Origin of the sequence: Sphingobacterium sp. 40-24, assembly GCF_001899705.1 — a bacterium.
Classification (GTDB): domain Bacteria; phylum Bacteroidota; class Bacteroidia; order Sphingobacteriales; family Sphingobacteriaceae; genus Sphingobacterium; species Sphingobacterium multivorum.
In genome coordinates this window covers 40880-59408 of sequence record NZ_MKWH01000036.1, presented here as the reverse complement: position 1 = coordinate 59408, position 18529 = coordinate 40880, and the positions used below count along the sequence as shown (strand labels likewise).

Here is an 18529-nt window from a genome sequence, read left to right as displayed (position 1 = left end):
TATTAGCTGCTATGAAAGACCGCAAAGAAAATTCGACGAACGCAATCAATGAAAAAGCATTACAACAGTTCTGTAACGCCTCCAAGACGCTGGCATTATTCAGTGGACGATGGAAGCTTTCGATTCTATTCAAACTCCTGGAGCAGGATACGAACTACTCGGAATTCAAAATTCTCCTGCCCCAAGTCAGCGATCGTACACTTACAAAACAATTGAAAGAATTACAACTGGACGGACTCATTCAAAAAGACCGAAGTAAAACAGCATCAATCTATTCGCTGACCGATAAAAGTCGTAAACTAAAACCCCTATTGGCGGCGCTTTCTGGGTTTAACAACGACTAACCTTAACTAAAATCAACACGCTCCAAAAACTCAATCACTTCCCCATTCGGACTGTAAACGAGGCTATTTCGTACAAAAACATCTTTTTTACCTTGACTGAGTATGAGTTGAAATACTCCATCACTCAAATCTTGAGCACCATGGGCGATAGCCTGTATTCGGGCATCTTCGGCGTCTTCTACCGTAAAACACAGATGAAGTAGCGCATTCTCGACATATTCCTCCCCTTCTATACGCCTTCTTCCCTGCGTTGGAATAGCAGCATTCTTATCACAAATTTCCAAATAATAGCCAATAGAGGCATTAAAAAGCATAGCACAACGTTCTAAATTAAACTCGGGTAATGACCATTCATGCACAATAATAAAACCGAGATTTTCATAAAATCCAATTGTCTTATTAAAATCCTGAGCCTTAATCGACAGGTGGTGAAAACCCACAATATTATCTTTCAATTCCATAAAGTATATTTTTTAAACAAAACTAATGTGTTTTTCTGGAGACTGGAACAACTTACAAAATTGTAAGTTGCGCTGGTGGCCATAAAAGAGTATACGTTAAAACTAGCAGTATTAGAGGGAGATTTTAAATTATAGGAGATAGATTTTATTATTTTAATGTACTTTTGCCCATTAAATTTCTCGATCTGAACAAGGAATAAAAGCTTTGTAACTACCATGAGTCTATAAATATGAGGTATTCATTAGACATCATTTCGATGGACTTTACTGTCCAAAGTATTGTGACATCCAACATAAGAAATCGGATGTTATAAATTCTTCAAAAATCGAGATAGAATACGCAAAGTTTAAAGCCCTTAGTCTATATATATTTGCAAATAAAATGAAACAGCATCTTCACCGACAATTACGGATCTATAGATATGTGATCTATAGAGAGACGTTAGTCGATCCTTGGGAACATTTTTGGTCATTTATTGGCGCCTTTGTAGGAATATTTATTATCGCTTATATCCAATCTCTTCATTTACCTTCGCTGGAAAATATCTTTTTGATAGGCTCCTTCGGAGCTTCCTCGGTTTTGGTTTATGGTGCCATACAAAGTCCACTTGCCCAACCCCGCAACTTAATTGGTGGGCATGTTGTTTCTGCAATCGCCGGTGTTACCGTTGCACAGCTCCTTCCCGATATTATCTGGCTGACCGCTCCCTTCGCCGTGGCCTTGTCCATTGTTTGTATGCAGCATACACGCACACTACACCCTCCTGGTGGAGCAACAGCACTCATTGCCGTCAGCAGCGGAACAAAAATTTCATCGATGGGATATTGGTATGTATTAAGTCCAGTACTATCGGGTTGCATAATTTTATTCCTGGTGGCTCTGATCTTTAACAATATCACGAAAAAGAGACATTATCCTGTAAAAAAATCACGTTTGCGCCGCTCAAGAAGACAGCATTTAAAAACCCGTTTTGAAACAAGCAGGAGTCCATCGAGTCTTGATTAAAAGTCTTTATGATCTATTGAATAACACGATCTAAAACTAATAAAGGATAGCGTTTTGGGTAGACGCCCAAACGCTATCCTTTTATGATCGCTTCTTTCCGTCATCTAAAACAGTTATTATAGCCCGATAAATTCCATACAGAAGGAATAGTAAACTCGTAATTGTAAGCCCCAAATACTCCACCACCCAAGCAATAAGTATGGCGACCAAATGGATTTTACCATTCTCCGGTTTAAATGCGGCACCTGAATAAACGTAATAAGCGATGGAACCAAATAAAAGAATCCATATTATCGCATAAACATAATGAAGCGGATTTTTGCTGAGCTTTCTATTTTTAAACATATGTCAAGTTTTATGATCTAATACTGATCCGCTTATCTAACACGAACGAGCATTTCGTCAAATGTAGGGTGCACATCCGTTTTTGACAAGCCATAACTATAATTCGCTTACCCTGATTTAATATTCGTACTTCCTATAAAAAATCGCCCGCGGCAATGGTCGGCATACACTTGCTTCGCTACGTTAAAATCAAAAGAAAAAGTCCCTTACATTACTGCAGGGACCTTGCTTTCACCGATTATTCCGTTGTGATTTTTATGCGGTTGGAAATTTGCTCATATCCATGTAAAATATCTCCCAGGTATGCCCATCAAAATCTTCAATACTTCGCTGTTGCATAAAACCATAGTCTTTCATTGGCGTGGGTTCTATACCGCCAGCTTTCAGTCCTTTATCAACAATTTCGTTCACACGATCCAGACCAGAGACAGCAAGTGAAAATAGTCCTGCGATCTGTTTTTTTGTATCTGCAAGCGGTTTTTCCGTAAATGTTTTAAACTTATCCGGAGATAAAAGCATAACAAAAATATGCTCACTCCAAACCATACATTTGCCTTGCTCATCCGAAAACTGAGGATTGTTCGTAAAGCCCAATTGTGTATAAAAATCCATTGACTTATTCACATCTGCTACTGCGAGATTTATAAATATCTGTTTCATCATTTAAAGTTTAATTGCTACTGATCTAACAAAGATGAAAATTTCCGTCCAAAAAAAACTTGGCCTATGCGAAGATTTTTATTCAGCATCAATGAACTGGTGGAATAGCTAAATCTTGTTTGGAAAGCTTGTTACTTGGAGAGCTCATTCAATTCGGCCTGCGAAAACACATGCTCGCCTTTTAGATAACCATTCGCTTCTTTCAGATAGGTATATATTACATCTCGGCCCTTTGGATTGGGCAATTTATGTAAATTTTTGACCAAGAAATCTTTATCACGCAATCTATCTTTACCATAGCTTAAAAAAGATGGTGCGTGCGTCTGCACGCTCCAACGGATAAAACGTAAATCGATATTGTCAGGGTATTTCATGATCATTTCTTCGAGGAGCTTTTTTCCTTTCTTGAATTGCCCCAATTTTGTAAACGGGTTGCCCATATGTTTTGCCCATAATATCTCATAAGCCGCGAGATAACCCTTTTCTGTGGCGGAATTGGCAGCTTTTTCCAATAGTTTCAGATTCGTTTCACAGAGCTTTTTGTTTTGAACAGCAGTCGCGTACTCGGCTCTCATTTTATCAACATCCACTTGACCAAAACAACAAATCCCACATAATACCAAAGAGACACAGATAAAAAATCGTATAACCATTTTCAATTCAATTAAAGTAAAAAATAAACGCCGTTTTGTGATATAACAATATCGAAGAGCTTTGAGTTTTCTTATTTTTTAATCCGTTGAGAACGCCGTTTGTTTTGCCACTTTCCCAATACAATGAGCAATGTACCAATGACGATGAAAACCAACGTTACTCCAAAGCTGTTCAAAATAACCCTGTCCATCCCCAATTCGGAAACATTGACAAAAGGATAGGGATAAAATCCAGAAAACGAACCATGCCACAACGTATAAAAAAGATAGACTAATGGGAAGATCAACCAATAAAAAATATGACTCCACCGGATTGTTCCCTTGTCCAAAAAACGCCACCAAAAAAGGAAAAAACTCAAAGGAGCGAGCACATGCAATAATTCGTCAACCACCATTGATAAACCCTGTGGATGCGACAAAAAGCGAAGTATGGTATTATAGATAATTCCGACAATAAGAATATATAATGTTACGGCAGTAATTGTTTCGGGTCTAGTAAAAAATAGGCCCATTCGACTTTTTGACCAGCAAATAGTAAAAAAACAGCATAACATAACCATTACATTACTCAGAATTGTAAAATAACTAAAAAACTGAATAATATAGTCGATCCTGTCAAGCTTGGAGGTATGAGCACTTAAGATAAACTGTCCAACAATTGCAAACAAGGTAATCATACCAATGCTACCAGCAAAAACCGATTTTAATGACTTCTGAGCCTCCATATTTCTAGTGGTCTATACAATACTAAATATAAAAATTTCAACTGCTATTTGGAATTTTAAATGATCAAATCCAATTCACCCCTACTCGAATCTTAAATCCAGATTGTAAATAATTGCAACGAATTGTAAATGGATTCAGTTTCCTTACTTACAATTATTATTTTTATAGGCTATAAAGTATTGATAAATGATCAGAGTAGCCATTATCGAGGATGAGCCGGCGGTACGCAAAGAAATCAGCTATTTGGTCCAACAGGAAACTGATGTTGAACTTGTTGGCTGGAGTGATACGGTGACAAATGCAGTAAAATTGATTGAAGAGAAACAACCAGACGTTATACTCATGGATATTCAGCTCCGTGATGGTACAGCATTTGACATCCTAAAAAAGCTAATCGCTATTCCACAGAATATTATTTTCATTACGGCCTACAATCATTTTGCAATCAAAGCCATCAAATATGGTGCTTTGGATTATCTCTTAAAGCCGGTCGACCAAACCGAATTAAACGAGGCATTAGAACGTTACCGGCGTAAAAGCGAAAACAATCCCCAATGGATGCAGCGTTTATCTATGGCGCAAGAAGCTTTACATGCCAACGAACTTCCCGAAAGCATCGCCTTGTCTTCCATACACCATGTACGTATCGTCCCCGTTCACAACATCGTGTACTGCAAAGGAGACGGTCCCTATACTTTTTTCTTTTTAAATGATGGTACCAAGGAGTTAATTTCTAAACCCCTCAAATATTATGAAGAATTATTGCCACCGCCCTATTTCTTACGCACCCATCAATCTTATCTTGTTAATAGGTCACATATTTCTGGTGTCAATCGTTCCGAGTATATTGTCTTAAAAAACAAAGAGGAAATTCCGATTTCATCACGCAGAAAAAACTCGATCTTAAATCAGCTGTTTCCTGAAAAATGAGCCTATTGAACCGCATTTTCCCTTGGCTGCTACTGTCTTTGTTTTCGATCGCTTGCGCTCGAAAGAATGACGCACTGTCGCCCGATCATGATGCTATTGCCGCAGAGATTAAAACGCTGGAGGACCAAAGATTAAATGCAGCAAATGGGGATTCCATCAAACTTGCCTGGTTAAAGTTGGACCAGCATGCCACCGTAAAAAAAGACACGGTACTCGCTGCCCGTGTAAAATATTATCTAGCACGACTCTATGCTATGAGTGGCCAGGATTCGGCTCTTTTTTTTGTTCAACAGGCGCTCGAACTCATTGAACCCACCACCGGAAACGCTAAATACAAAGCTCTTATTTACAATGGTATAGGAAATATCCGCAGCATAGAAGCAAAACAACGCGAAGCGGGCTATTATTACAACAAAGCCGCCACGATTGTTTTGTCGGATACCGCATCAGGATTGTCAACCGAAGCGAAATCAGCGATATTACTGTCCGCTGCCCAAAACAACTTGAGCTCCTTTCAGTATAACCTTGCAGAAAAAATGAATCGTTCGGTACTCCCCCTAATTGATTCACTGCCTGAAGGACACATTAACCGACAACGCGTATTGGTACAAATGATCCAGACGCTGAATACTTTACAGCGGCCAGCAAAAGATATTGCCCCCTTCCTTCATCAACTCGAAGAGTTACATGCTAAAAATCCAGACAAATACAACATTAGTTTTCTATATGATTCGAAGATCCAATACTATGAAACGGCTAAAAAACCGGACTCCATTTTACATTATGAGTTGCTAAAAATAGCGATAGATGAACGTTTGCACCAACAAACAGCGTCCTCTATATTGATGAACAATTTATTCGTAGACTACAGTAATGTTGCCGCAATCTATGTTTCATTAAATAAGCCGGCCTTGGGAGAAAAATTCATCCTAAAAGCCAGCAAACTTAAAGCGCAGTTTCCAAAATTAATCTTTCCCAACAACGAAATTACATTTCAAAACAGTCTAGCAGCCGTCTATCGCTTGCAAGGAAAAAATAAAGCCGCAATAGACGTATTGAATCATCTTGTGCAATTACAAAGGGGTATTTACCAATCGGAGAATACACAAGCGATCGCAGAAATGAATGCCCTATATCAACTCCAGGCGAAGGATCAATCTATTCGAATACTGAACGAAAATATCAAGATCAATAAACTCCAGCTACAACAAAATCGTTTAGGGCTGATCATATCCTCGCTCGCGGTTATTTTATTGATCATCATACTTTTCTTCCTATATTACAGTTTTCGCCAGCGCCGTTCCATACAAGAGAAAGAAAAGGTCTTGTTGCAGCAGCAGTTGTTGCGCACACAGATGGAACCGCACTTTATTTTCAATACCCTTTCCGCTGTACAGAGTTTCATGCGCCTGGATAAGAAGGAAAATGCCATCAAATATTTAAATCGTTTCAGTCGACTACTACGCAGCAATCTCGAATTAAGCCGTGAAAACCTTGTTCCATTAAATGAGGAACTGGAAACCTTAGAAAACTATTTGATCTTGCAGCAAATGCGTTTTGAAGATGCCTTTCATTACCATATCACACAACCTGAAGATCAAGATTTAAGTGCGGTCATGCTACCACCAATGCTCATACAACCCTATGTTGAAAATGCGATTCTGCATGGCATAAACCTCGAAACGGGCGATGGCAGTATCGACATCCAGTTTACGTTATCTGAAGATATCCTACAGGTGACGATTAAAGATAGTGGTAAAGTAAATCCCGACATTCCTGTAATTACCCATCGTTCACTCTCTGGGACCATCAGTCGTGAACGCATGCAGCTGTTGGGCAAGAAAGCAAGTGTACAGATCACCAAAAACCCAACTGCTGGTACCACAGTCATCCTGAATATACCAGTGACATATTAATGGCAAACAAAGGAATATTTAACGTCCTTTCTAGGTTCTACTGCAGTGAAAATTTCAGGAAAACAATACAGAACTTGCAAGACAACACGTATTTCAACAGAAATCAGAAAAAAGAACCATGTTGAGCCAAATTTCGATACCGTAAAATACGAGATATTGAAACGCATAACCCTATAAACAAACGGCGAGCAATTCTTTAATTGCCCGCCGTCTTATTAACTAAACACAAACTAAATATTTCATTGTGGACTCCCGTCTCCTACTCATTTTCCTCATTTATTTCTGTTTCATGATATCCGCTAAAAGTTTCATGTAAAAACCTCCAACAACACTACGCGCCTTGAAGTTTTCACGGATCCCCGTAGTCGAATCATAAAAATCATTTAATGGGACACGGGATTCCGTTTGAATCGCATGATTATAGACTGGTTTTATCAAAGCTTCAAATGCTTCTCTTGATGGAGCAAACGATGCCGTCCAAAGAATCCAGTCATTTTTTGTGTATGCTTTACGGCTATCCAATGGTATGCCGAATCTATTTTGCTTGGTCAGATAATACTTAATTTCTGTATCATACACTTTTTGTGGAAACAGATTCAATCCCAACACTTTGTCCCAGATCAAATTATATTTTTGACTCCAGGTATTTTTATCATCAAATGTCAGTGCATAATGATCACCGGCATCTGCCATTTCCATCCATTTCGGAACCATTTCCTCGGCAATTGCACGGTATTTTTTTGCTATTGCGGTTTCACCAATGGCCTCCGCTAGCTGCGCATAACAAGCAATACCAACGATAGCCTTAACAGATAAATTGGCATTTCGTGCAAGGTGACCGGCAAAATCATCTGTACAGAGCTGCGTTTTAGGGTCAAAACCATCTTTAACGAGATAATCTACCCATGTTGTCAATGTTTTCCAATGCTTCCTGGCATAGTCAGCATTCCCTTGCACTTTTGCGATTGCAGCAGTTAAAATAATCATATTGCCCGATTCCTCCACAGGCATAGGTTCACCATAGGTTTGACCATTGGCCAATGGATACGTACCCAAATCGTGCGCTGCCCAAGGATAGGGATATTTACCGCTCTCACTAAAATAAAATATTCCACTTAACATCCCTTTCAACAACTCCGGATTATAGATCAGATACAATGGCGCTGAAGGATAAGTGACATCGACCGTATTGATGAATCCGCCACTATTATTTTCTTTGGAAAGCCATAATAGTTCGTTTTGTGGACTTTTCACCAAGGTATGTGCTGCAATACTTTGACGATAAGCGAGAACGCTAAGGTGTGCATACTCTTTTCCACCCGATTTTAGCGCATCTGCATACACTGTTTTGTCGAATGCCACGCACTTATCGAGTACCTTACGATACTCATCTGCAGCCAAAGTCAGCTGATTTTCCATCGTTTCTTTACCGGAGTTGTTCCACCATGGTCTCAAATTATTTTTGAAATACTGAATCGCATAAATTTCATCGTACCCAACCTCTACAAAACGTTCCTCCGCTTTCGCCCCCACATTGCCAAATGGAATGACCGTGTTCAGCGCAAGTGATGTCCCCTTAACAGTTTTTACCGATGTCGTTGTTCCCTTTCTAAAGGCGTCTACGGCTCCGCCTCTCGGACTAATAAACTGTTGCGTTTTATCCCGCTTCGGCGCAGCAACATAAAAATACCCCCAGTCTATCCGCATATCATCGGCCCCTTTCTGCAGAATAGGCTGTTCGACCGTTCCCGTTTTTAGCACAGACAATTTTGCTGTCTCATATTTTTCGGCAATCACCTCCTGTGAAGGTTTATACACCGCAATATTTGTGGATGCGCTTAGAAAAACTTTAACCGCATGCTGCTTGCCATCGTTTGCTTTGACGTTATACGTGATATAGCTTACCGGTCGAGCCAATAAATTCAGATCATCCATAAGCAAAGGCGACGTAAAGGTTAATTTTAGATCAACCTTACCTGCCTGAAAGTTATAAACCGTACGCGTCGCTGTTATTTCTACATCTTTTTGCACGGCTTCTTGAATCCGTGCCCCACGCTCTTTAAGCCTGTCAACCAAACCAAAATCGAGATAACGACCGCCAGCACTATTCTTCAAATGGATGGCAATATTATTTTGCCCAGCCTTCAAATTCGCCTTGTCAATCGGTATATACTGGAAGTTGTTGGTCCAACCTACTTTTTCGTAAACCTTCTTCCCATTCAAAAATACGTCTATGTTATCATCGTGATTGAGTTTTAAAAACAACTCATTAATACCCTTCGGATCCGCTACGGAAAACTCACGTCTCACCCAGATATCGTCCGATTTCCAAAGGGTTTTTACCTGCTTCTCGTCATCACCTATGGGTGCAAGTCCCGATTTCCACGTATCCGTATTATAAGCGGAAGATTCCCAGCCACCTTGAGGTTTTGATTCTGTATACTGTACCGTATAAGATTTATCTTCGGCAGTCGGTAAAATAATCGCATAACTCGGTTCCTCTTTGCCAAGAAAACGATAAATATGACCATCAACATCAATTAAGCCCAACAGCGAATGATCAGCGTCTGTCCAGTGCTTTGTTGTCGATGCATGAAGCTGATCTGTCATTGACCATATACTAAAATTGGGGTTGTGTGTAATCAATGGATAAGCCGGAGCTTTGCGTTCTTGGGCTTGTCCATCTAAAACAGTGGAAACACAGGCTACAATAACACAGAGACCTATCTTCCCAAGTTTGTTCATTGCATAAATAGATTTTTGAAAAAGTTTAATCATATTTTTTAGATAAAATTAGCTATACAGTTTTTCGTATTAAGCATATGCTCAATCGTTTTAACAAAGAAAGTCGGAATAAGTTAAATTCAGCTGTCGCATCGTATCATTTTACCTTCAATTTATATCATATTTGACGATCTGCCGTCTAATCGAGATAATTATTATCTTTGAGAACCTGTCCGATCGTTATGCGCAAAATAACCTAGTAAACATCGGCATTCAATTTTACCAATAACACGATGAGAAGTATTTACGTTTATTTCTTAATAACTATATCTTGTCTATTTTCAACGAGCGCACCGCTTTATGCACAAGAAACAGATTCGGTCAATAAAAAAGAATTGGATCTAAGTTCCCTACTGAACGGAATTAGACAACAGCAAATTAATGATTCTCTTGAACGGGTAAAGCTTCAGCATGAAATTGCCGATCTTAAAAGTCAAAATAGCCCCAAAAAAGAAAATTTAAAACAGCAGCTGAATGAGTTTGACGAAGAAAATAACCTTCGGAAGCAGCAGCTGAAAGTTAAAGTAGACTCCATCAAAAAAAACACAAAAAGATATGCGGTCGCGCCATTTCAGGATACGCTATTCTATATCTATAATAAACTTGGATCATCATTAGCCAAAGACCGCGCCTACAATGTGGTCAGCAGAATTCATAATCTATATGAAGACGATTTTGTGAAAGTAGATTCCTTTAAAATCGAAAACAGCGAAATAAGTGCCGACATCGTTTATAAAGATCTCGTCATAACTTCCGTCACAGAACTCGATGCCCTTCTTGAAGGAAAAAGCAAAGAAGAGATTGCGGCAAACTACCTAAAAAGAATTCAGGATTCAATCAAAACGGAACGTGCTGATAACAGCATTACAAAACTTCTTACCCGTATTGGGCTTGTATTTCTCATTCTAGTCGTTTTTTCGATATTGATTCTATTGATAAACAAATTGAAAAAATATGGTACGCGACGTATATTGACAGAAAGAACACAGCGGATCAAAGACATTAAGATCAAAAATTACGTCCTTGTCACCTCTGTACAAAAAACACGGATGTTTATTAATGCCATAAATATCTTACGTTGGGGCTTGATCGTACTCATTGCCTTTATCATGCTGCCGATTGTCTTCAGTGTTTTTCCATTTACACAGAGCTGGGCATCCAATCTCATTGGACTTTTTACAAAGCCCCTGAAGACTGCAGTTTTGGCAATTTGGGATTATATTCCCAATCTGATTACTGTATTTGTCATACTCGTTGTCATGCGGTATGCCGTTCGATTCATAAAGTATATCTTTAGCGAAATTGACAAAGGCAAATTAGAGGTTAATGGCTTTCATCGCGATTTTGCCATGCCTACCTTTACTATTGTTCGCTTTCTGCTCCAAGCCTTCACACTGGTGCTCATATTCCCGTATTTACCCGGTGCAAATTCAGATATCTTTAAAGGAATATCCGTATTTATAGGTGTCCTATTTTCGTTAGGATCATCTTCTGCAATTTCCAATATCATAGCGGGACTTGTCATCACCTATATGCGTCCTTTCCGTATCGGAGACCGTATCACTATCGCCGACAAAACAGGCGTTGTTATCGAAAAATCACCACTGGTAACAAGGCTTCGAACGATAAAAAATGAAGAAATTACCATCCCCAATTCCTCGGTACTTTCCGGAAATACCGTCAATTATTCAACCTTCTCAGAAGATGGAATCTGCTTTCAGGTGGAATTGACAGTCGGTTACGAAGAACCTTGGCAACGTATCCACGAACTGCTGCTGAGCATCCCACCCCGAATAAAAAGAGTCAACCTTAACCCCGCACCATTTGTCTTACAAAAAAAATTAGACGACTTCTATGTCCTGTATGAACTGAATGTGTATATCGCTAAATCTGGAGAAATTGAACTGGCAAAATCTGAAATTTTTCAATCGATCTTAGATGACTTTCTAGCTGCAGGAATTGAAATGAATGGCCCACACCTATTTGCCAAAGTTGACCATGTACAACAATATAATCCAAAAATGCCCAACAGCTCGCACAATAACTGATCTGAAAGCACACTTCTTTAGCTGATTACTGGCAAAGAATAGTTGATGTATTTTGACCGGTATGAATGCCCTGTTGAATTCATCCACTGTTGTGAGCTTGTTCACTAAAGATGTAAAACATAGATTAGCTCTTCGGCTTCGACTCCGTCAGGCCAAACGACATCCCTGGATTGCGTGTATTTAAAATGAAATGACTGATTCGCTGCTTTAGACGCATCGTTCCCCACCCGATGGGATACCGTAATCTGACCACATCCTTGCTCACGTGCCCATGCGATACGCGCTTCATAAAACAAGCGGGATAAACCCCGGCCTCTATAACTCTCCTGAATGAAAGAAGCGATCAAAATCGCGTTTGACTCATCTGCTCTATCCAATACAACACCAGTCAGCCCGACCAATATTCCCAGGTTATACAAGCCGAACATCGCACATTTGGGATTATCAAGCAAGGCCATCCATTCTGCATCACTGTACCCTGCTTCTTTTTGATAATTGCTTCCAAACACCTCAGGGGTAGAAAATAAGGCCTCCAGTCTAATTTTTTTATATTCATGCCATTCTCCTATTTCTAAACGTCTTAGCTCATATTTTTCCATTTCCTACACCTTTCTTTGCTTATCTTTCAGCGTAAATATACTTAAGCAAGCGCAATAAATGAACAACTGGACCAGCTACATTATTCAAATTGGACTAGCTCAGTTGCATCTATTGACTGTAATTTTGGATTAAATCAAGAAATAGCTATTTGCATGTATGTACCCAAACATTTCCAGTTCGAGGATTACGCAGAAAAGGTTGAATTTATGCAACAGTATAGTTTTGCGACCATTGTATCGATTAAAGAGGGGATTCCAATAGCCACACAGCTCCCCTTCCATATCCGTACGGATAAAGATCAGTTGCTTTTAACATCACACTTCGCTCGCGCAAACGAGCAAACAAATTATATCGAAAATACGCCGTCATTGGTTATTTTCTCCGAACCACATGCTTATATCTCACCACAACACTACGAAAAGAAGGAAAGCGTGCCAACCTGGGATTACATCGCTGTACATGCCTATGGACTTGCCTCCATTCTTACAGACGAAAAAGCAAAAAACAGGGCCTTAGAGCAGATGATCCTCAGTTATGACGAAGCCTATCTAACGCAATGGAACAGCCTCTCCGATCGTTTTAAAAGTGGTATGATGCAGGGTATCGTTGCCTTCGAGCTTGTCGTTACAGATTTACAGGGCCAAAAAAAATTAAGTCAAAATAAAAGTGAAACAGAAAGACAGCGTATCCGTGATTTTTTAAAAAATAGCGACAATGAGCTCGAAAGAAATATTGCCGCAGCAATGAAAAATGGATCAATAAGTAACGAAAAAAAATGAACACAAACACTGACATAGAAATCACACAGGTAAAACTAACCGATATTGACCTGCTGCAGGAAATAGGAAAAGCAACATTTATTCAGACCTTTTCAGACACAAACACCGAAGAGAATATGAATACCTATCTGGCCGAAGGGTTTTCAAATGAAAAATTATTGTCCGAGCTCTGCGATAACGAATCTGAATTTTACTTTGCCGTCTTGAAAAATGATGTTATTGGCTACCTAAAAGTAAATACCGGACAGGCGCAGACCGAACAACAGTGCCCGCAGGCATTAGAAATTGAGCGCATCTATGTATTACAGGAATTTCATGGTAGAAAAGTGGGACAGTTATTGTTTGAAAAAGCGCTAGCCTTAGCCCAAATAAAAGCAGCTTCATTTATCTGGCTTGGTGTTTGGGAAAAAAACTTGCGGGCAATCAATTTCTATCAGAAAAATGGTTTTGTCGCGTTCGACCAGCATATTTTTCAACTGGGTGACGATAAACAAATAGATATCATGATGAAAAAAACAGTACAACCGCACCATGCATGAGTTTATAGCAGAAAATATACAGGTCATACAAAAACGTATAGACGAAGCCTGCAAAACAAACCGTCGCGATCCCCACGAGGTAAAATTATTGCTGGCCACTAAAACCGTACCTGCCGAACGTATAGAAATCGCACTGCAAGCTGGTCAAACCCTAATTGCTGAAAATAAAGTGCAGGAACTGAAAGACAAATTTGAATATTTAAACGCTGTTCCCCATGTCAATCATTTTATTGGTCATCTTCAAACCAATAAGATCAAGGACCTGCTCAAATGCAACGTATCCTGCATCCATTCGATCGATCGTATAGATCTCGCCGAAAAATTGCATCAGCGACTTTTAAAGGAAGATAAAACCATGGAAGTGCTCATCCAGGTAAATACTTCCTTCGAAGAGAGCAAGTACGGCGCTGCCCCAGGGGAAGTGATCGGCCTGGTTCAGCAAATAGCAACATTAAGCACACTAAAGATTAAAGGACTGATGACTATCGGTATATTGAGTGCCGAGGCCGAACAGGTACGTGCCTGTTTTAAATTGCTCAAACAAATTCAACGACAAATTATAGCCCTAGCTATTCCAGGTGTATCGATGCAAGAATTGTCAATGGGCATGAGCGGAGATTTAGAGATCGCGATAGCGGAAGGCGCTACGATTGTCAGAGTAGGCACGGCAATTTTTGGACAGCGTCCTACAGCAGATAGTTATTACTGGAATGAGAACCTATAACATAAAAACCAATGCGGATACATTTTATACAACACGAAGTTTTTGAAGCACCCGGGGCCTATTTAACCTGGGCAGAAAAACAGCAACATTCAGTTACTTTCTCCCATGTTTATCAACAAGATCCCCTTCCAAAAGAAATAGATTCCATCGATGTGTTGATCATTATGGGCGGACCTCAAAGCCCAGATTCATCCCCGTCCGAATACCCTTATTTTGACGCTAAGGTCGAAATCGCTTTTATCCGCCAATGTATTGATGCCGGCAAGGCGGTTGTTGGTATATGTCTGGGCGCACAATTGATTGGCGAAGCGCTGTCGGCAACGTACAGACATAGTCCGCAAAAAGAAATTGGAGTTTTCCCCATCACGCTCACAGAGGAAGGAATAAATGACAGCAAAATAGCACATTTTGGCAGCCCATTACCGGTCGGACATTGGCACAACGATATGCCTGGACTTACCCCTGAAAGTAAAATCTTAGCAAGCAGCGTCGGCTGCCCTCGACAAATTGTTCGCTATACAAATCTCGTCTACGGATTTCAATGCCATATGGAACTCACTCCTGAAGTCGTCCGGCTCTTGATAGATGCAGAAGAAGATCTCTTTCTTCAAAGCCAATCGCTCCAATTTGTGCAATCACCTGAAGAAATTAAGACTTTTGATTACCGCGAAATGAACAGCAAACTTCATACATTTTTAGATTTACTTGAATGTGCATACACGAGAAGTCTAATAAGTAAATGAAGGGTTTCTGTCTAAACAGGAGCGTAAAAATTTACAGCAGTAATTCATTCGTTGGATAAAAAATAGTAGATTTGGTGTAACACAAAAAAACTATTGATGAACCTAAGACGCGGTCAACTTTTAAAAATGGGCTATCTAGCCCTTCTGGCAATTTTCCTACATGCCTGTATTTCCCAAAAAGAAAACAAAAATCTGACTTGGTATCAACATCAGGTTATCGAGCAGCTTGTTCCGGAAACTGATTCCAGTTATAGAGTTCAAATTGGTATTATGGCTGCGACCTTCTGGCTGGACAATCAGGATGGTCAACTGGCCAAAAAATTGAACCTCCTGCAACAGAGCTACACACAACGAAATAAAGTCGATGTCGCTGTTCAGCAAGGTACCAACAAAATCATTCGCGTCACTAAATCAGAATAAAACAAGCTTATTCAAGGCAACACAAATGATTTTGGTACCCACCAATACTTCAATTATAGTTAATATCTTCCGCCTGTACACATCATCCACTACATGATATTCTTTGCTATCTTTTCAATAAGGTCCTTACAGGCCACATTGTAAATTAAGCGATTTTATTCATTAATATAATTTGAGGCGCTTCCTGCAATTTTTCAGCGGCAACTTTTCCGAATGCGACAATATAAGGTTGTTGATTATGCCCATCCAAGCCCGCCTGATCTTCCCAGATTTCATAAAATATAAACTGGTTTTCATCACTATTTACCTGGTGCAGATCGTACTGTATACAAGCTTCTTCCTTTCTACTTGCTTCGACCATTTCTAACAATAATGCCAATACTTCTTCCCGATGTGCGGGAACTGCCTTTAAAATTGCGGTTAAATATACCTTCATGTTATTGATTTTTATTTTGGTAATTTACTCTTTTCATCGCAATAACGCCATGGATAAAGCGATTTATCGATCAATAAATTTTTAGTTCAACGTAGTTTCCAAATGGAAGACCTCTTCCAAATATTGTTTATATTCCTTTTCGTAATTGTCGACACGTTCTTGAGACGCACCCTTCTCCATATCATGAAAATGGAAGCTTCCCAGATGTTCCAATCCTGCAAACTGATTCATCTTGTGAAACCCGAATAAAACACCAGCATCAACGGAATGCTGATCAAAAAACTCATTTTCCATTGTAAAGGCTGTCTCAGGAGCATTCCAGCTCGAAGTCACCAAGTATTTTTTACCATGCATCAAACCTCCGGTACCATAATTAATGGCCGGATTCTTACGTGAACGACCATCATTTTTATAGATACCGTTGTTGTGACCCGCCGTAAAAACTTCATCGATATAGAGCTTCAGACGGTTCGGAACCTGAAACCACCATACAGGAAAATGGTAAACGATAATGTCTGCCCATTTAAAATTTTCAACTTCAACCATTGGATCAAAATCATCGTTGATATTGGTTACCCTTGTTTCAAGTCCATTTTCAGCCAATGTTTCAACAGTCCAATTTGTTATTGTGGTATTGAAAGAACCACCCGAGTGTGCGAATTTCTGTCCGCCGTTGATAATAAATATTTTCATTTCTATAATTTTTCTTATTGATAACACAAATTTCTATCATATTTTTAAATCATACAAATAATTTAAATTGTATATTTGTATCATAAAAATAATAACTATGAAATGGAACTTAGAATGGCTTCGTACATTTAAGGCAATCTATGAAACCGGAACATTATCTGCAGCTGCACAGGAATTGTTTATTTCTCAACCTGGTGTCAGCCTACATCTGAATTCCCTGGAAGCCTTTACCGGCCACAAGCTTTTTGATCGATCTGCGCGAAGAATGGTGCCGACCGAAAAGGGGAAAATCTTGTACAACTATGTTATTGACCCACTTAAAAAACTAGAAACCGGTGAACAGCATTTTCACAAGCGTGCATTGGACGAACGTGTCACAATCAGTATCGGAATGTGTTTTGAGACCTTTCAATACACGCTGGAAGAACATATTGCACAGCTCCCCTTTAATTTAATTATCAAATTTGGAGAATATCCTCAGATGCAGCAGGATCTTGATAATGGTTTATTGGATCTTATTATTACACCTCAAAAAGGAAACCAGCAGAATCTACAATATGAAGCTTTCTCAAAAGAGCGCATTGTCTTGATTGCAGGTTGTCAGACCGACACATCCACACTCGAGTCACTACTGAGCGACAATAAAATTAAGGAAGCAGCTCAACTCCTGAAAAAACAATTGTGGTATAGCACGGCTGCCGATATGGATCATTTAAAAAACTATTGGTCGACACACTTTGGCGAACATCCAGACTTCAGTCCCAATTATATCGTCCCAAATATCAGCTCAATCATACGCTGCTTGAGCAACAATACTGGTTTTTCCATTGTTCCCGACTTTCTTTGTGCCGAAGCACTTGCATCCGGAAAAATAAAACTAATCTGGGAAGGGACTTCTCCCGTGGAGAATATACTTTACTTTGGAACGAGAAAGAAAACCATGTATCAGGAAGAAATCGGTCAATTGGAAACGCTGTTAAAAGAGAAATGGTAGATCACCGGGCAATTTCTTGCCGATAGTCCGATTTCCGCTATTGATGCAGCATTTTACTTAAAAATTCGGGCGTAACGCCAATATATGCCGCAACTTGTTTCTGCGGAAGACAGTCGATCAATGTAGGATAACGTGTACAGAACTTTTCGTAACGTTCTTTGGCAGCTAGACGGAGATTCTCCATCGATCGACTTTGATAATAAACCAATGCATTTTCGGCAAGTATCCGAAAATAGACATTCAGTTTCGGAATCTCCTGATAGAGCCGATGCAGGTCTACTTTGGAAATCATCCATACCTCAGATTCAAATACCGCATCAATGTATAAGTTGCCCGGTTTTCCGGTTACCAAACTATACATATCGCCGATCCACCAGCCTTCGGGAGCAAACTGTTGAATATACTGAAAGCCGTTTTCATCCACGCAATAACTTCGTAGACAACCCGAAGCGACAAAAAGAGCATACCTGCTCAGATCGCCCTCCAGCAGCAAATATTGTTTCTTCTTCACTTTTTTGGATTTCACAACAGCCAATAGGCGTACGATTTCATCTTCCGTGAGGTCGATCTCTTTCTGAATACTGTCCAACAATAGCTGTTTGTCCATAAATTAAAGGATGATACAGAACAAACATAGATAAATTGATGTTTGTATCCAAAAAAATAGACAAGCAGCGCCTTTTCTACGAAGGGAATACGCTTAGCTCTTCTAAAAGAAATACGTTTTG

The 18529-nt window shown here is 39.6% G+C and carries 21 protein-coding genes; 11 read left to right on the top strand and 10 right to left on the bottom strand.

Annotated elements, in window-relative coordinates:
- Positions 1 to 11 precede the first annotated feature (11 nt).
- On the top strand, positions 12 to 344 hold the full coding sequence (locus BGP15_RS14465) for a winged helix-turn-helix transcriptional regulator (RefSeq protein WP_286769921.1): 333 nt from the start codon (positions 12 to 14) through the stop codon (positions 342 to 344).
- 2 nt (positions 345 to 346) lie between these two features.
- On the opposite strand, the gene BGP15_RS14460 is transcribed toward BGP15_RS14465, so the two are convergent.
- A complete protein-coding gene (locus tag BGP15_RS14460; RefSeq protein WP_286753347.1) occupies positions 347 to 805 on the bottom strand; it encodes a VOC family protein in 459 nt (152 codons plus the stop codon).
- Positions 806 to 1187: 382 nt separating this feature from the next.
- Between BGP15_RS14460 and BGP15_RS14455 the strand changes: the two genes are divergently transcribed.
- Entirely contained in the window at positions 1188 to 1811 is a 624-nt protein-coding gene (locus BGP15_RS14455) for an HPP family protein (protein WP_046675061.1), read from the top strand.
- 81 nt (positions 1812 to 1892) lie between these two features.
- Here the strand turns inward: BGP15_RS14455 and BGP15_RS14450 are convergent, their stop codons facing one another.
- From BGP15_RS14450 to BGP15_RS14435, 4 genes are all read right to left on the bottom strand, one after another.
- Positions 1893 to 2156, bottom strand: coding sequence for a hypothetical protein (locus BGP15_RS14450; protein ID WP_112375837.1), 264 nt, complete (start codon positions 2154 to 2156; stop codon positions 1893 to 1895).
- Between the two features lie 255 nt (positions 2157 to 2411).
- Positions 2412 to 2819, bottom strand: a complete 408-nt coding sequence (locus BGP15_RS14445) for a VOC family protein (protein WP_046675059.1) — start codon at positions 2817 to 2819, stop codon at positions 2412 to 2414.
- A 128-nt stretch (positions 2820 to 2947) separates the two neighbouring features.
- Positions 2948 to 3469 (bottom strand): hypothetical protein, encoded by a 522-nt coding sequence (locus BGP15_RS14440; RefSeq protein ID WP_286753346.1) that lies wholly within the window; start codon positions 3467 to 3469, stop codon positions 2948 to 2950.
- Between the two features lie 71 nt (positions 3470 to 3540).
- Positions 3541 to 4146 (bottom strand): Pr6Pr family membrane protein, encoded by a 606-nt coding sequence (locus BGP15_RS14435; RefSeq protein WP_256604697.1) that lies wholly within the window; start codon positions 4144 to 4146, stop codon positions 3541 to 3543.
- A 235-nt stretch (positions 4147 to 4381) separates the two neighbouring features.
- Here BGP15_RS14435 and BGP15_RS14430 point away from each other — a divergent pair, with 235 nt between their 5' ends.
- Both BGP15_RS14430 and BGP15_RS14425 read left to right on the top strand, forming a co-directional pair.
- Positions 4382 to 5125: a LytR/AlgR family response regulator transcription factor gene (locus tag BGP15_RS14430; RefSeq protein ID WP_286769920.1), complete on the top strand. Its 744-nt coding sequence runs from the start codon at positions 4382 to 4384 to the stop codon at positions 5123 to 5125.
- On the top strand, positions 5122 to 7041 hold the full coding sequence (locus BGP15_RS14425) for a sensor histidine kinase (RefSeq protein ID WP_286769919.1): 1920 nt from the start codon (positions 5122 to 5124) through the stop codon (positions 7039 to 7041). Before BGP15_RS14430 ends, BGP15_RS14425 begins: the two co-directional genes overlap by 4 nt.
- A 276-nt stretch (positions 7042 to 7317) precedes the next feature.
- Here the strand turns inward: BGP15_RS14425 and BGP15_RS14420 are convergent, their stop codons facing one another.
- Positions 7318 to 9786: a glutaminase family protein gene (locus BGP15_RS14420; protein ID WP_502688441.1), complete on the bottom strand. Its 2469-nt coding sequence runs from the start codon at positions 9784 to 9786 to the stop codon at positions 7318 to 7320.
- A 272-nt stretch (positions 9787 to 10058) separates the two neighbouring features.
- Between BGP15_RS14420 and BGP15_RS14415 the strand changes: the two genes are divergently transcribed.
- Positions 10059 to 11873, top strand: coding sequence for a mechanosensitive ion channel family protein (locus BGP15_RS14415; RefSeq protein WP_286769917.1), 1815 nt, complete (start codon positions 10059 to 10061; stop codon positions 11871 to 11873).
- 104 nt (positions 11874 to 11977) lie between these two features.
- Here the strand turns inward: BGP15_RS14415 and BGP15_RS14410 are convergent, their stop codons facing one another.
- Positions 11978 to 12472: a GNAT family N-acetyltransferase gene (locus tag BGP15_RS14410; protein WP_286769916.1), complete on the bottom strand. Its 495-nt coding sequence runs from the start codon at positions 12470 to 12472 to the stop codon at positions 11978 to 11980.
- Between the two features lie 153 nt (positions 12473 to 12625).
- Here BGP15_RS14410 and BGP15_RS14405 point away from each other — a divergent pair, with 153 nt between their 5' ends.
- The 5 genes from BGP15_RS14405 to BGP15_RS14385 all read left to right on the top strand — a co-directional run bounded on the left by BGP15_RS14405 (position 12626) and on the right by BGP15_RS14385 (position 15678).
- On the top strand, positions 12626 to 13252 hold the full coding sequence (locus BGP15_RS14405; protein ID WP_286769915.1) for an FMN-binding negative transcriptional regulator: 627 nt from the start codon (positions 12626 to 12628) through the stop codon (positions 13250 to 13252).
- Positions 13249 to 13791 carry a GNAT family N-acetyltransferase gene (locus BGP15_RS14400; protein ID WP_286769914.1) on the top strand — a complete coding sequence of 181 codons (543 nt, stop codon included), beginning with the start codon at positions 13249 to 13251 and terminating at the stop codon, positions 13789 to 13791. The genes BGP15_RS14405 and BGP15_RS14400 overlap by 4 nt, the downstream gene beginning before the upstream one ends.
- Positions 13784 to 14515 (top strand): YggS family pyridoxal phosphate-dependent enzyme, encoded by a 732-nt coding sequence (locus tag BGP15_RS14395; RefSeq protein ID WP_286769913.1) that lies wholly within the window; start codon positions 13784 to 13786, stop codon positions 14513 to 14515. Before BGP15_RS14400 ends, BGP15_RS14395 begins: the two co-directional genes overlap by 8 nt.
- A gap of 11 nt (positions 14516 to 14526) precedes the next feature.
- Entirely contained in the window at positions 14527 to 15258 is a 732-nt protein-coding gene (locus BGP15_RS14390) for a type 1 glutamine amidotransferase (protein WP_088162568.1), read from the top strand.
- 96 nt (positions 15259 to 15354) lie between these two features.
- Positions 15355 to 15678, top strand: coding sequence for a hypothetical protein (locus BGP15_RS14385; RefSeq protein WP_286769912.1), 324 nt, complete (start codon positions 15355 to 15357; stop codon positions 15676 to 15678).
- A gap of 145 nt (positions 15679 to 15823) precedes the next feature.
- Here BGP15_RS14385 and BGP15_RS14380 read toward each other — a convergent pair whose 3' ends face one another.
- Both BGP15_RS14380 and BGP15_RS14375 read right to left on the bottom strand, forming a co-directional pair.
- Positions 15824 to 16114, bottom strand: a complete 291-nt coding sequence (locus BGP15_RS14380; protein ID WP_088162570.1) for a putative quinol monooxygenase — start codon at positions 16112 to 16114, stop codon at positions 15824 to 15826.
- Positions 16115 to 16195: 81 nt separating this feature from the next.
- The gene (locus BGP15_RS14375) at positions 16196 to 16807 is read right to left on the bottom strand and encodes an NAD(P)H-dependent oxidoreductase (RefSeq protein ID WP_088162571.1); all 612 of its coding nucleotides are present in this window, start codon (positions 16805 to 16807) and stop codon (positions 16196 to 16198) included.
- Between the two features lie 97 nt (positions 16808 to 16904).
- Between BGP15_RS14375 and BGP15_RS14370 the strand changes: the two genes are divergently transcribed.
- A complete protein-coding gene (locus tag BGP15_RS14370; RefSeq protein WP_075993836.1) occupies positions 16905 to 17801 on the top strand; it encodes a LysR family transcriptional regulator in 897 nt (298 codons plus the stop codon).
- Between the two features lie 37 nt (positions 17802 to 17838).
- Here the strand turns inward: BGP15_RS14370 and BGP15_RS14365 are convergent, their stop codons facing one another.
- Positions 17839 to 18408 carry a Crp/Fnr family transcriptional regulator gene (locus tag BGP15_RS14365; RefSeq protein WP_153845230.1) on the bottom strand — a complete coding sequence of 190 codons (570 nt, stop codon included), beginning with the start codon at positions 18406 to 18408 and terminating at the stop codon, positions 17839 to 17841.
- Positions 18409 to 18529: the final 121 nt, after the last annotated feature.

Coding starts and splice junctions, on each gene's coding strand:
- BGP15_RS14455 (WP_046675061.1), top strand. CDS start 1,188: ATGAAACAGCATCTTCACCGACAATTACGGATCTATAGATATGTGATC.
- BGP15_RS14420 (WP_502688441.1), bottom strand. CDS start 9,786: ATGAACAAACTTGGGAAGATAGGTCTCTGTGTTATTGTAGCCTGTGTT.
- BGP15_RS14390 (WP_088162568.1), top strand. CDS start 14,527: ATGCGGATACATTTTATACAACACGAAGTTTTTGAAGCACCCGGGGCC.
- BGP15_RS14415 (WP_286769917.1), top strand. CDS start 10,059: ATGAGAAGTATTTACGTTTATTTCTTAATAACTATATCTTGTCTATTT.
- BGP15_RS14405 (WP_286769915.1), top strand. CDS start 12,626: ATGTATGTACCCAAACATTTCCAGTTCGAGGATTACGCAGAAAAGGTT.
- BGP15_RS14440 (WP_286753346.1), bottom strand. CDS start 3,469: ATGGTTATACGATTTTTTATCTGTGTCTCTTTGGTATTATGTGGGATT.
- BGP15_RS14430 (WP_286769920.1), top strand. CDS start 4,382: ATGATCAGAGTAGCCATTATCGAGGATGAGCCGGCGGTACGCAAAGAA.
- BGP15_RS14425 (WP_286769919.1), top strand. CDS start 5,122: ATGAGCCTATTGAACCGCATTTTCCCTTGGCTGCTACTGTCTTTGTTT.
- BGP15_RS14370 (WP_075993836.1), top strand. CDS start 16,905: ATGAAATGGAACTTAGAATGGCTTCGTACATTTAAGGCAATCTATGAA.
- BGP15_RS14395 (WP_286769913.1), top strand. CDS start 13,784: ATGCATGAGTTTATAGCAGAAAATATACAGGTCATACAAAAACGTATA.
- BGP15_RS14445 (WP_046675059.1), bottom strand. CDS start 2,819: ATGATGAAACAGATATTTATAAATCTCGCAGTAGCAGATGTGAATAAG.
- BGP15_RS14465 (WP_286769921.1), top strand. CDS start 12: ATGAAAGACCGCAAAGAAAATTCGACGAACGCAATCAATGAAAAAGCA.
- BGP15_RS14460 (WP_286753347.1), bottom strand. CDS start 805: ATGGAATTGAAAGATAATATTGTGGGTTTTCACCACCTGTCGATTAAG.
- BGP15_RS14435 (WP_256604697.1), bottom strand. CDS start 4,146: ATGATTACCTTGTTTGCAATTGTTGGACAGTTTATCTTAAGTGCTCAT.
- BGP15_RS14400 (WP_286769914.1), top strand. CDS start 13,249: ATGAACACAAACACTGACATAGAAATCACACAGGTAAAACTAACCGAT.
- BGP15_RS14410 (WP_286769916.1), bottom strand. CDS start 12,472: ATGGAAAAATATGAGCTAAGACGTTTAGAAATAGGAGAATGGCATGAA.
- BGP15_RS14380 (WP_088162570.1), bottom strand. CDS start 16,114: ATGAAGGTATATTTAACCGCAATTTTAAAGGCAGTTCCCGCACATCGG.
- BGP15_RS14450 (WP_112375837.1), bottom strand. CDS start 2,156: ATGTTTAAAAATAGAAAGCTCAGCAAAAATCCGCTTCATTATGTTTAT.
- BGP15_RS14385 (WP_286769912.1), top strand. CDS start 15,355: ATGAACCTAAGACGCGGTCAACTTTTAAAAATGGGCTATCTAGCCCTT.
- BGP15_RS14365 (WP_153845230.1), bottom strand. CDS start 18,408: ATGGACAAACAGCTATTGTTGGACAGTATTCAGAAAGAGATCGACCTC.
- BGP15_RS14375 (WP_088162571.1), bottom strand. CDS start 16,807: ATGAAAATATTTATTATCAACGGCGGACAGAAATTCGCACACTCGGGT.